The sequence below is a fragment of the Stackebrandtia sp. genome (assembly GCF_035643755.1).
Lineage (GTDB): Bacteria > Actinomycetota > Actinomycetes > Mycobacteriales > Micromonosporaceae > Stackebrandtia.
This window is the reverse complement of the sequence record NZ_DASQPW010000161.1, coordinates 1-10,888: the sequence shown is the minus strand read 5'-3', so window position 1 is coordinate 10,888 and position 10,888 is coordinate 1. Positions and strand designations below refer to the sequence as shown.

Sequence of the window (10,888 nt, the reverse complement as noted above, 5' to 3'; positions counted from 1 at the left end):
CGCCGCTCGACCCGGGCCCGCCGCCGGAACCCGAGCGCGATCCCGCCCGCCGCCGCGGCTGGGCCGTCCTGGCCACCCTCGGCGCGATCGCGGCGATCGCCCTGGTCACGGCGCTGATCGTCATCGACCACGGCGCCGGTTCGTCCCCGGCCGCCAAGACCGACACCAGCGGCATCGCGTGCGAGCCCGGCGACCCGCCGCAGGGCAGCGCCCGCCTGCACGCCACCACGTTCTACAAGGACAAGACGTGGAAGGACCCCCGCGACTCCGCCTCGGCCAAGCGCCTGGGCTCCTGGGACCACGGCGACTGCTGCGACGTCGGCCTGGCCTCGGCGCAGAAGGTGCTCAACGACGCGGGCTGCTCCTACGGCATCGAGGCCGCCTACCAGAGCGATGACGGGCACATGGGCATCGCGCAGCTGATCCTGGTGTTCGGCGACAGCGGCTCCGCCCTCGATGCGTCCGATTTGGACTTCACGAGTTTCAAGTTCCACTCCGAAAGCGGCATCTACGACGAGTCCCGCGAGGTCTACGGCTACGTGGAGCCCAACGGCCGCTACCTGGTCGCCACGATCGGCGCCATCGACACCGACGACAAGCAGGTGGTGGACACCTCCACCGAGGTCCTGGACGCGTTCCACACCGACCACGCCTCGGAACTTCCCTGGTAGACCGTGACATTCCCGCCCGCCGACCAGACCTTCCCCGACCCGACCGCGGCGCCGGGTCCGGTCCCGCCGCCGCCTCCAACGAAGTCCACATCGGATGAACCGTCGGAGCCCGGGCCCGACCTCCCCGGGGATCGCCCGACCCCGGCCGCGCCCCCGCCCTTCCCCCCGATCCCGCGCGCGGGCGTCACCGCCACGCCGCTTCCGAGGCCGCGCCGGTCGGGGCTGTCGACGACGCTGGGCCTCGTGGTGGGGGTCGGTCTGATCATCGTCGTGGCCCTGGTCGCGGGGATCGTGGTGATGGCGGCCGACTCGGCCTCCCACAGTGGAGGCGGGACCCCGGGCAGGATCAGCGCCTCCGACTACGACCACGACTGGCATTTCAAGCTGGGCGACGTCAAGCTGGATGCCAAGCACCTCAAGGGCTGGGACTTCGAGCGCTGCGGCTTCGCCCACTCCTCGAAGCTGCCCAAACTGGGGTGCCGTTACGGCGCCGAGGTCAGCTACGCCGCCGAGGGCGGGGATCTCAAGCTCACCAACCTCTTCGTGGTGATGTCCAGCAAGAAGGCCGCCAAGCGACTGACGGACGACATCTCCCGCCGCGACCTCACCATCAAGAAGCTCGGGCGCCTGCCTCACCCGGCGTACGAGGACTGGGTGATCGGCGTCGACAGGCAGGTCGCGGTGATCACGGTGTGCACGGCCGCCAAGTCCGTCGACGCCGCCGTCGCCAAGCGGTATCTGCACTACATGAACGCCGACGAATCCGCCGCCCTCGTCTGGCGCTGAGCCGTTCGCGCAGGTGACGGCCGTCATGGTGGCGGTCCCCGCGGGCGTGGCGTAGAATCCGCCGTACTTCATCCAGAGCGGTCGAGGGAACGGCCCGTCGACACCGCGGCAACCACCCCGTGCGGGCAGGTGCCAAATCCGGCCGATGCTGAACGCGTCGGGAAGATGAGGCTGCGGCTTCCTTCGCGGGGAGTACACGGCCCCCGCGTACGAAGGAGATCAGCGTGAGCGCGTCCGTCGCCACCACACCATTCACCGACAGCCCCGCCACCGGCCTGGTGTGCCGCAACTGCCAGGCCACCTACCCGCTGGCCGCCCAGCACGCCTGTTGGCAGTGTTTCGGCCCGCTCGAGGTCGACTACGACGCCGCCGCCCTGGCCCGCGTCACCCGCGAGCGGATCGAGGCGGGCCCGAACAACCTGTGGCGCTACGCCGCCCTGCTGCCCGCGGGCGTCGACCCGTCCACCCGCGTCACCCTCAACCCCGGCATGACCCCGCTGATCAGGGCCGACAACCTGGCCCGCGAGCTCGGCATGAAAACCCTGTGGGTCAAGGACGACAGCGCCAACCCCACCCACTCCTTCAAGGACCGCGTGGTCTCGGCGGCCCTCACGGCGGCCTCCCAGCTCGGCTTCGAGCGCTTCGCCTGCGCCTCCACGGGCAACCTCGCCAACTCGGTGGCCGCCCACGCGGCGCGCGCGGGCAAACCGTCCATTGTCTTCATCCCTTACGACCTGGAGCCCGGCAAGATCATCACCACGGCGGTCTACGGTGGACAGCTGGTGGCGATCGAGGGCAACTACGACGACGTCAACCGCCTGTGCGGCGAGCTCACCGAGACCGACGAGTTCGAGGACACCGCCTTCGTCAACGTCAACGTGCGCCCGTACTACGCCGAGGGCTCCAAGACACTGGGCTACGAGGTCGCCGAGCAGCTGGGCTGGCGGGTGCCCGCCCAGGTGGTGATCCCGATGGCCTCGGGCGAGCTGCTCACCAAGGTGGACAAGGCATTCACCGAGATGGCGGAGATCGGGCTCGTGGACTCCGCCGAGCAGCGAGTGTTCGGGGCCCAGTCGCGCGGCTGCAACCCGATCGTGACGGCGCTGGAGAACGACACCGACGACATCGTCCCCGTGAAGCCCACGGGCATCGCCAAGTCGCTCAACATCGGCGACCCCGCCGCAGGCCCCTACGCCATCGAGGCGGTGCGGCGCAGCGGCGGCTGGATGGCCGACGTGGACGACGACGAGATCCGCGATGGAATTCGGCTGCTGGCCCGCACCACGGGTGTCTTCGCCGAGACGGCGGGCGGAGTGGTGGTCGCGACCCTGAAGAAGCTGCTGGCCCAGGGCAGGCTCGACCCCGCCGCCGAGACCGTCATCTACAACACGGGCGAGGGCCTGAAGACCCTGGACGCCGTCGCCGCGGGGCCGACCCACCAGGTCAAGCCGTCGCTGAAGGCGGCCAGGGAGGCGGGGTTGCTCGGGTGAGACCCGACTGAGGCACTGTAGACATTTCGCTATCTCAAGGCGGGTCACCCGATCGGGGGGACCCGCCTCGCGTTGTTGTCGGATAGCCGACAGGCGGATCGCGCGGAGATCGGACAAGCGATTTACTGTTCATTGAGTGTCACTACGCCGTTGCTCGACGGTGGGAAGCGCTGGGCGGCAAGCGATGAGCCCGCATCAATTCATTGATGTAGTGACATTGAGGAATCGATGCGCCATGCCCGCAGTCTTGATCGTCCTCCGTCGACCCGCAAGTGGACACGGAAGTGTCGGCGTGGCGGTGGGGACGCCATGACCGACATCGTGAAGATCGAAATGCGCGCGGTGCTGGAAGAGCTCGATGCCATACGCCGCTTGGCGGACAGCGTGAAGAAGGGTTATGGCGAGGCGGCCCAGGTCATCGGCGCCTACAGCGATGGCTCGGCACGGGACGACGCGCGCGATGCCGTTGGTGAGTTCGATGCCGCCAGCCGCGCCACCCAGGACTGTGACGTGGCGGTGCAGCGTGCCGCCACGGCGATCCAGAACTTCAGGAACAGGATCTAGGGGGGACAGCGATGACGAGGAGCATCATTGCGATCGGGCGAACGCTGGGGCCGTGCTACGACGACAAGGGTGAGTTCGCGTACGTCGAGATTCTCATCGGGGACGAGCTGGAAAGGTTGACGTTCAACGAGACTGGCGTGTGGGTGATGGCCCACTCGAATCCGCGAGCACACTATGAGACGAGATTCGATCGCGACGCGCTGCGGCGCGCCGTCCATGACAACAATGACAAGCTGAGCGATCGCGACCTCGAACACATCATCGACAAGCTGATCGGGATGAACGCCCTGGTCGAGGTGGACCTCGCCAACGATCCATTGGAACCATTCCTGCGCGAGTACATCCTGATGCCCACGGCGAGCAGTTTCGGCAACTCGCCGACCGATCCCGACCTCTACGCCATCGGCAACAACGGCGAGGAACAGTTGAGTGTCGACAGTTGGACGCGGATCCTGTGGGCGGGTTCGCATCGCGACGGATCGATCTGGAACGGCTGCGCACTGCTGGCCGCCGAGTATCCCGACGAGACCCCCGAAAGCGTCGCGGGGCACCTAGCGGAGATGCTGCCCGTGATCGTCGCATCCGAATGTGGCTATCTGGAGCCCGTCCATGGGTAAATACGGCGGGACACGCAGCAGCAAACACGGTAAGCGGCAACGGTTTCGCGAATCGCTGCGACGCCAGGGCGGCGTGTGGTTCGCCAGCGTCTTCGGTGAGGGCACCAGGTCCGCGGTCACCATGACGGCTGTTTCTCTCGGATGGATCGCGGGCGATTACGTGGGCGCGATCGTCGGCGTCGCGGTGGGCGAGGCCACGAAAATCGCCTACACGGCTTGGAACGGATCTCGCGGGCCGTCAAGCTTCACCAATGTCGGCGAGCTGCGGAGGGCCGTTGACGACACCGTCCACCTCGTTAAGACCGATGTGGACGCACTGGTGTCCACCATGAAGTCTCGGCTGCGTGACGCGCTTGCCAGGGTGATAAAGGAAACCCAGGACTCGGGCCTCGAAGAGGTCCCAGAAATGGTGTCCGCCTTGGAAAGCGGCATGGAAGCCTGCGAACAGGCGTTGGCGCACTCGTCCAGTGCCGCGGCCCAAGCGTCCGCCTGGGCGAGCGGTGCCTGAGGGCACGGTGTCCCACGGCGCGACCGAACCATCGATTCGGGCACGGGAGAACCGTCTTGAGACACGACTCCGTACCCCCCGAGGAGGAAAACCACCCATGTCCATCGCGGAAGTAAAGGCACAGACCCAACAGGCCATCGAACAGTCCAATGAGTGCATCAGCTTCATCGAATCCGCCAAGACGGCGATCGACAATGCCGTCTCGGCGATCCAGGAGGCATCGCAGGACACCAGCCACGACAAGCCCCGAGAGGCCATGTCGTTTTGGGAGGACGTCCGCTCCAAACTGGACGAGGCCGTCCAGTCCTCCATGGCGGGCAGCTCCGCCGCCGAGGACTACATCAACAGCATCTGAGGAGCTGTCTTTGAACGTCCGATTTACCCGCTGGCGGGGTTGTCGTCGTCGCAAGTGCCATAAGCACTAGCTCCTCCTCCGCCTTGCCAGCGAACAAATCGACCTGTTCGACGCCAACTCCTCGATGTCGAGAAACGGCATCTCGCCATCGACCCGAGTCTGAGCCGCCGCACGGCCCCCGACGTAGGCTTCGCGGCATGACCACTGGCCTCGACGCAACTCTGTGCGCCGCGCTGGACGATCTCCAGCGGCGGTTGCGTGGGTACGGCTCGCTCATGGTGGCTTTCTCGGGCGGGGCGGACTCGGCGTTTTTGCTGGCCGCGGCCGTGCGCGCGCTCGGCGCCGACGCCGTGACCGCCGCGACCGCCGTGTCGCCGAGCCTGCCCGAGTCCGAACTGGATGGTGCCCGCGGGTTCGCCCGCGGCCTCGGGGTGGTCCATCTCACGCCGGGCACCGACGAGCTGTCCCGCGAGGGGTATCGCGCCAACGCGGGCGACCGCTGCTACTTCTGCAAGTCCGAGCTGCTCGACACCCTGGCGCCGCTGGCCTCCCAGCGCGGCGTGGCCCACATCGCCACGGGGACCAACGCCGACGACGCCATCGCGGGCTTCCGCCCGGGCATCCGTGCCGCCGCCGAGCGGGGCGCCGTCACGCCGTTGCGCGACAGCGGCTTCACCAAGGCCCAGGTCCGCGCCGCCTCCCGCGACTGGGGGCTTTCCACCTGGGACAAGCCCGCCGCCGCCTGCCTGTCCAGCCGCATCGCCTACGGCATCGAGGTCACCAGCGGCGGCCTGGCACGGGTGTCGCGCGCCGAGACCGCCCTGCGGCTGTCCCTGCGCGACGCGGGAATCGCCGTCCGCAATCTGCGCGTCCGCGATCTGGGCGACGACCACGCCAGGGTCGAGGTCGACGCCGACCTGGTCGACGCGGTCGCGGCGCGACCCTCCCTGTGGAACCCGCTCGACGGCTACCGCCGCGTTTCCCTTGACCCCCAAGGGTTCCGCTCGGGGTCGATGAACGAGATGCTCCCCGACCCCGAGCACTACCGCTAGTTCGGCAGCACGGGCCAGATCTCGATGGTCTCGGGCGTCGGCCAGGTCTTGGCGATCTCGACGGCCTCGGCCTCGTCGGCGGCCTCCACCAGGATGTAGCCGCCGATGGTCTCGGTCTCGCCCGCGAACGGGGCGTTCGACACGGCGACGCCGTCGGCGCTCTTGCGCACCACGGTCGGTTGCCTGTCGACGGTGTCGAAGGCCTCGCCGCCGACCAGCTTCCCCGTCGCCCCGAGCTCGCCCATCCACTTGCCGATCGCCCCGCCGTGCGCCGCGTTGTCGGTGGCGATGCTGCGCTTCGACTCGGCGGTCTCGATGATCATGAGCGCGAACTTCATGAAACGTCCTCCCTGTTATGACTGGTCAACGGGGTCAACCTACGTGCCGCCCGCGACGCCGTCGACGACGCGCCCGCCCGCTATGAATCGCCCCACCGCGGCGACGGGTCAGGACGCGAGGAACCGTGTCAGCGCCGCGGCGATGAACTTCGCGGCCTCGGGGTCGGCCCCGCCTCCCGCGATGTGCCCCCACACGCCGGGGATGACCAGCAGTTCGGCGTCGGCCATGCGTTCCACCGCCCAGCGCTCGTCCGCGACGGGGAAGTAGAGGTCGCGTTCCGACGGCATCACCAGGGCGCGGGCCTTGATGGACGCGAGCGCCGCGGCGGTGTCGCCGCCGCATCCCGGGGTCTGCCCGATGTCGGCGCCGGTCCAGGTGCGCATCATGGCCAGCAGGTCGTTGGCGTCCCAGTCGGCGAAGTTCGCCTCCCATACCCCGACTATGAAGTCCTCAAGGGACGAGAAGCCGAGGCGCTCGTGGATCCGTTGCCAGTAGAACGCCTGCGACAGCCCCCAACCCGCGTATACCCGCGAGAACGCCCGCAGTCCCGCCCGGGGCTGCTCGGTGTAGTCGCCGTCGGCGAAGGAGCCGTCCGCGGTGAGCGCGGCGCGCAGGCCCTCCAGGAACACCTGGTTGTGCGGGCTGGTGTGGGACGAGCCCGTGATCGGCGCGATCCGCTCGACGAGGTCGGGGTATCGCGCGGCCCACTGGTATGCCTGCGCGGCGCCCATCGACGCCCCGAGCACCAGGGCGACGCGGTCCACGCCGAGGTGCTCGGTGAGCAGCCGATGCTGTGCGTCCACATTGTCCAGAATGCTGACGTGCGGGAATCGCGCCCTGTCGAACGGCGCCGGCGTGTTGCTGGGCGAGCTGGACACGCCGTTGCCGAACAGGTGCGGGACCACCACAAAGTACTTCGAGGTGTCCAGGGCCCTGCCCTCGCCGATGAGCCACTCGTTGGCCTCGTGGGTGCCCGCGAACCAGGTGGGAAAGACGATCGCCTGGGACGCGGCGGGCGAGCCGTAGGTGTTGAAGGCCAGCTTGGCGTCGGGCAACACCCCGCCGCCGTGGAGCCGCAGGTCGCCGAGGGAGAGGATGTCGGGTTCGCTCACGCGGGCCATCCTGTCACTGTCTGCGGGTCAGCGCCCGTGTCGCGACGGTGAGCCCCAGCACAGCCCAGATCGTCATCACCACAAAGGGAAGCGCCGACACCCCCGCGCGGGGAACGTTGACGGTCTCGCGGATCGCCTGGGCCATGTACTCGAAGGGGAGGAACCGGTGGATGGCCGCCAGCCAGTCGGGGAGGCGCTCGGCGGGAAAGTTGATGGGGGCGAACATCATGGTGACCACGATGATGACGTTGGTGATCAGGTTGACCAGCACGGGTTTGACCAGGTAGCTGATCGTGTAGCCGACGGACACCGAACCGACGACCACCAGGGCCAGCGCGGGAATCACCATGGGGCTGGGCGAAAGTCGCAAGTGGAATCGGAGCACCGCGAGCAGCATGGCCACGACCAGGCCGGGTATCGCGACGACGATCCACATGGTGGCGTCGGCGGCCATCATGGACATTCGCGGGACGGGCAGGGAGCGCTGGAACTCCAACAGTCCCGTCTCCTTGCGGTAGGACAGGGTGCTGGGGAGCATCACCATGCCCACCATCACCAGCGAGATCGTCATGCCGCCCGTCGACAGGTACAGGGCGTTGGCGGGCGTGAGGTGCGGGATCAGGAACGCGTAACCCAGCACCACGCCCGCGGACAGTAGCGTTTGGACGGTGATGTGCAGCGGAAGGACGCTCCTGAACCGCAACACGTTCCACTTCAACAGGAAGTAGTAGCTACGCGACCAGTGCCTCATCGTTCACCCCCTCGGGCGCCTCGGCGCCGACCAAGCGGACGTACACGTCCTCCAGGCTGGTCGGGGTGATGGCGAACTCGTCGATGCGGCCGAGCTCCTGTTCCCGTTGCACCCGTGCGATGGCGGAGGCGCAGTCGGCGGCGTCGATCGAGGCGAGGACCCGCCGTCCCGTGACGACGCCGCCGAAGGCCGATGCCAGTTCGGCGGCGACGGCGGGGTCGATGGAGACCAGTTCGACGCGGAGCCTTCCCGCCTGGTCACCGCGCAGCTGCGTCGGGGTGCCCTGGGCGAGCACCGCGCCCTTGTCCAGGACGGCCAGCCGATCGACGGCGCGTTCGGCCTCCAATACGTTGTGGGTCACCAGGAGCACGGCGCTGCCGCCGTCGGCGAGTTCGCGGATCTGCGTCCACAGCAGACGCCTGCGGACGGGGTCGACGTCGTTGGTGGGCTCATCGAACATCACCACGTGGCCCGGGCGCGCCACCGTCATCCCGAACGCCGCCAACCGCTTCACCCCGCCGGAAAGCTTGTCGCTCTTGCGATCCGCCCACTCGGTGATGTCGAGCGCCGCGACGAGCTCGTCGGCGCGCGTGCGTCCCTCCTTCCTGGACGCTCCGCGTATCCGTGCCATCATCTCGATGGCCTGGCGGGGGGTCAGCCCCTCGGCGGGCGTCGGGGACTGAGGCTGGAACGAACAGAAGCGCCGCGCCATGTCGGGATCGGCGACCGCGTCGGCGCCGTCCAGGCGAATGGACCCCGAGGTGGGGCGCAGCAGACCGATCACCTGATTGAGCAGGGTGGTCTTGCCGGCTCCATTGTGGCCGAGCAGACCGAAGACCTCGCCGGGCCGAACCTGGAAACTGATGTCGGCGTTGGCGCGCACGCCGCCGCGAAAGTCCTTGCACACGTGCGCGATGTCGAGCAGGGGCGTTGATGGCATGGTGCCGCGTTTCGTGCTGGGAGGGTGGATCGAGGTGTCAGTCCGTGGAATGTGGACTGGGCACAGCCTAACCCACGACCTACTCGAACACCGACGCCGACGCCAGCACCTGGTCGCGATACGACCGTCCGAACAGCGTCGTGTGCACCAGCAGCAGGAACAACTGGTGCAGCCCCAGCCGCTCCCGCCAGCCCTCCGCCAGCGGCCAGACGTCCTGGTAGCCCGCGACGATGCGGTCCAGGTGCGCCGGGCCGCCCCACAGGTGGAGGCAGGCCAGGTCGGTCTCGCGGTGTCCGCCGTGGGCGGCGGGGTCGATGAGCCAGCCGCGACCCGCGGCGTCCCACAGGAGGTTGCCGGGCCACAGGTCGCCGTGGAGGCGCGCGATGGGTTCGGCGGGACCCGACAGGGCGGGGAGGCGGGACATGACGGCCTCGACGCGGCGGGCGTCGGAGCCGTCGAGCGACCCGTTGTCGACGGAGGCGCGCAGATACGGGCGGAGGCGGCGGCTGGCGAACCACTGCGGCCAGGAGGTCTCGAGCGCCGTGTTGTCCATCGGGGCCGAGCCGATGTACCCCCTCCAGGGGGCGCCGAAGGTCTCGGCGCCCGCACGGTGCAGCCGGGCCAGGCCGCGGCCGAGGGCCTCGGCGCCCGCGGGGGAGGGCGCGCCGGGGGTGATCCACTCGGTGACCAGGACCTCGTCGGTGCCGCACAGCAGCTCGGGCACGGGGGCGCCCGCCTGCGCCATCCAGCGCAGGCCCCGCTGCTCGGCGGCCATCAGGCCCTCGGGGCCGTCCTCGAGGAACTTCGCGAAGACGTCGGAGCCGTCGTCCAGGGTGAGGCGCTGGGAGACGCCCGTGGCGCCCGAGCCGACGGGGGTGCAGCGGATGCGTTGGTGCTCGATGAACATCGGCAGCTGGTGCGGGTGGGCCCGCAGGTATTCCAGATCCACGTGGCAAACGCTACGGCAATCGGGGTAAACGTTTCGGGGACGTCGTCGCGTCTATGGGGTGTGGAGGACTTCGACGAGTACGTGCGGGCGCGCGGTGGCGCGCTGCTGCGGTTCTCGTTCTTGCTGTGCGGGGACGCGCATCGGGCGGAGGACTTCGTGCAGGAGGCCCTGATCCGCTGCCATCGGCGCTGGCGCCGCATCGAGCGCGACGCGGGTCCCGACGCCTATGTCCGCAAGGCGATCCTGCGGCAGTTCCTGTCGTGGCGGCGGAGGCGGTCGGCGTCGGAGGTGGTCTCCGGGGAGATCGCCGACACCGCCGTGGAGGCCGACGCCGCGCAGCGCATCGTCGACCGCGATGCCCTGTGGCACCTGGTGTCGGGGCTGCCGCGGCGGCAGCGGGCCGTGTTGGTGCTGCGGTACTACGAGGACCTGGCCGACGCCGACATCGCCGAATCGCTGGGCTGTACGGCCGCGACCGTGCGGGTGCATGCCGCGCGCGGCCTGGCCCGGCTGCGCGACAACCCCGAGGTTTCGCTCCTGTTGCGTCCCGTGGAGGAGTGCTCATGAACGACGTCGAGTTGGAGAATCGGCTCCACGAGCTGTTCGGCGACCGCGCCCGCAAGGCGCCGCCGCCCGCGGCGGACCTGTTGGACAGCGTGAAGCGCGGCAGTCGGCGGCGGGGGCAGCGGCGGCTGGTGGTGTCGGGGCTGGCCTCGGTGGCCGCCGTGGCGGGCGTGGCGGCGGCGGTGGCGCT

The 10,888-nt window shown here is 69.0% G+C and carries 13 protein-coding genes, 2 pseudogenes and 1 riboswitch; of the genes and pseudogenes, 10 read left to right on the top strand and 5 right to left on the bottom strand.

Annotated elements, in window-relative coordinates; genetic code table 11:
• The 8 genes and pseudogenes from VE172_RS12040 to larE form a co-directional block, all read left to right on the top strand.
• A pseudogene (locus VE172_RS12040) lies at positions 1 to 671 on the top strand (hypothetical protein); the annotation flags it as partial.
• 3 nt (positions 672 to 674) lie between these two features.
• Complete coding sequence (locus VE172_RS12035; RefSeq protein WP_324801729.1) at positions 675 to 1,457, top strand: hypothetical protein; 783 nt, start codon at positions 675 to 677, stop codon at positions 1,455 to 1,457.
• A 65-nt stretch (positions 1,458 to 1,522) separates the two neighbouring features.
• Positions 1,523 to 1,629, top strand: a riboswitch (SAM riboswitch).
• A gap of 46 nt (positions 1,630 to 1,675) precedes the next feature.
• Positions 1,676 to 2,947 carry a threonine synthase gene (thrC, locus tag VE172_RS12030; protein WP_414715091.1) on the top strand — a complete coding sequence of 424 codons (1,272 nt, stop codon included), beginning with the start codon at positions 1,676 to 1,678 and terminating at the stop codon, positions 2,945 to 2,947.
• 309 nt (positions 2,948 to 3,256) lie between these two features.
• Positions 3,257 to 3,511 carry a hypothetical protein gene (locus tag VE172_RS12025; RefSeq protein ID WP_324801725.1) on the top strand — a complete coding sequence of 85 codons (255 nt, stop codon included), beginning with the start codon at positions 3,257 to 3,259 and terminating at the stop codon, positions 3,509 to 3,511.
• Positions 3,512 to 3,522: 11 nt separating this feature from the next.
• Complete coding sequence (locus VE172_RS12020; protein ID WP_324801721.1) at positions 3,523 to 4,128, top strand: hypothetical protein; 606 nt, start codon at positions 3,523 to 3,525, stop codon at positions 4,126 to 4,128.
• A complete protein-coding gene (locus tag VE172_RS12015; protein ID WP_324801720.1) occupies positions 4,121 to 4,636 on the top strand; it encodes a hypothetical protein in 516 nt (171 codons plus the stop codon). Before VE172_RS12020 ends, VE172_RS12015 begins: the two co-directional genes overlap by 8 nt.
• Before the next feature lie 97 nt (positions 4,637 to 4,733).
• Positions 4,734 to 4,991: a hypothetical protein gene (locus VE172_RS12010; protein WP_324801717.1), complete on the top strand. Its 258-nt coding sequence runs from the start codon at positions 4,734 to 4,736 to the stop codon at positions 4,989 to 4,991.
• A 197-nt stretch (positions 4,992 to 5,188) separates the two neighbouring features.
• Positions 5,189 to 6,043 (top strand): ATP-dependent sacrificial sulfur transferase LarE, encoded by an 855-nt coding sequence (gene larE / locus VE172_RS12005; RefSeq protein ID WP_324801714.1) that lies wholly within the window; start codon positions 5,189 to 5,191, stop codon positions 6,041 to 6,043.
• Here larE and VE172_RS12000 read toward each other — a convergent pair.
• The 5 genes from VE172_RS12000 to VE172_RS11980 all read right to left on the bottom strand — a co-directional run bounded on the left by VE172_RS12000 (position 6,040) and on the right by VE172_RS11980 (position 10,134).
• On the bottom strand, positions 6,040 to 6,381 hold the full coding sequence (locus tag VE172_RS12000) for a YciI family protein (protein ID WP_324801710.1): 342 nt from the start codon (positions 6,379 to 6,381) through the stop codon (positions 6,040 to 6,042). The genes larE and VE172_RS12000 overlap by 4 nt on opposite strands.
• A 108-nt stretch (positions 6,382 to 6,489) precedes the next feature.
• On the bottom strand, positions 6,490 to 7,503 hold the full coding sequence (locus VE172_RS11995) for an alpha/beta fold hydrolase (protein WP_349258351.1): 1,014 nt from the start codon (positions 7,501 to 7,503) through the stop codon (positions 6,490 to 6,492).
• Positions 7,504 to 7,507: 4 nt separating this feature from the next.
• Positions 7,508 to 8,245: an ABC transporter permease gene (locus VE172_RS11990; protein ID WP_324801706.1), complete on the bottom strand. Its 738-nt coding sequence runs from the start codon at positions 8,243 to 8,245 to the stop codon at positions 7,508 to 7,510.
• A complete protein-coding gene (locus VE172_RS11985; RefSeq protein WP_324801703.1) occupies positions 8,226 to 9,185 on the bottom strand; it encodes an ABC transporter ATP-binding protein in 960 nt (319 codons plus the stop codon). Before VE172_RS11985 ends, VE172_RS11990 begins: the two co-directional genes overlap by 20 nt.
• A gap of 79 nt (positions 9,186 to 9,264) precedes the next feature.
• Entirely contained in the window at positions 9,265 to 10,134 is an 870-nt protein-coding gene (locus tag VE172_RS11980) for a fructosamine kinase family protein (protein WP_324801700.1), read from the bottom strand.
• Positions 10,135 to 10,194: 60 nt separating this feature from the next.
• Between VE172_RS11980 and VE172_RS11975 the strand changes: the two genes are divergently transcribed.
• Positions 10,195 to 10,701: a SigE family RNA polymerase sigma factor gene (locus VE172_RS11975; protein ID WP_324801698.1), complete on the top strand. Its 507-nt coding sequence runs from the start codon at positions 10,195 to 10,197 to the stop codon at positions 10,699 to 10,701.
• Positions 10,698 to 10,888 (top strand): annotated as a pseudogene (locus VE172_RS11970) (hypothetical protein); the annotation flags it as partial. The gene VE172_RS11975 and the pseudogene VE172_RS11970, both read left to right, overlap by 4 nt.

Excerpts from the sequence above, each read along its gene's own strand:
- larE (WP_324801714.1), top strand. The coding sequence starts at position 5,189 with ATGACCACTGGCCTCGACGCAACTCTGTGCGCCGCGCTGGACGATCTC.
- VE172_RS11990 (WP_324801706.1), bottom strand. The coding sequence starts at position 8,245 with ATGAGGCACTGGTCGCGTAGCTACTACTTCCTGTTGAAGTGGAACGTG.
- VE172_RS12010 (WP_324801717.1), top strand. The coding sequence starts at position 4,734 with ATGTCCATCGCGGAAGTAAAGGCACAGACCCAACAGGCCATCGAACAG.
- VE172_RS12025 (WP_324801725.1), top strand. The coding sequence starts at position 3,257 with ATGACCGACATCGTGAAGATCGAAATGCGCGCGGTGCTGGAAGAGCTC.
- VE172_RS11985 (WP_324801703.1), bottom strand. The coding sequence starts at position 9,185 with ATGCCATCAACGCCCCTGCTCGACATCGCGCACGTGTGCAAGGACTTT.
- VE172_RS12020 (WP_324801721.1), top strand. The coding sequence starts at position 3,523 with ATGACGAGGAGCATCATTGCGATCGGGCGAACGCTGGGGCCGTGCTAC.
- VE172_RS12000 (WP_324801710.1), bottom strand. The coding sequence starts at position 6,381 with ATGAAGTTCGCGCTCATGATCATCGAGACCGCCGAGTCGAAGCGCAGC.
- VE172_RS12015 (WP_324801720.1), top strand. The coding sequence starts at position 4,121 with ATGGGTAAATACGGCGGGACACGCAGCAGCAAACACGGTAAGCGGCAA.
- VE172_RS11995 (WP_349258351.1), bottom strand. The coding sequence starts at position 7,503 with ATGGCCCGCGTGAGCGAACCCGACATCCTCTCCCTCGGCGACCTGCGG.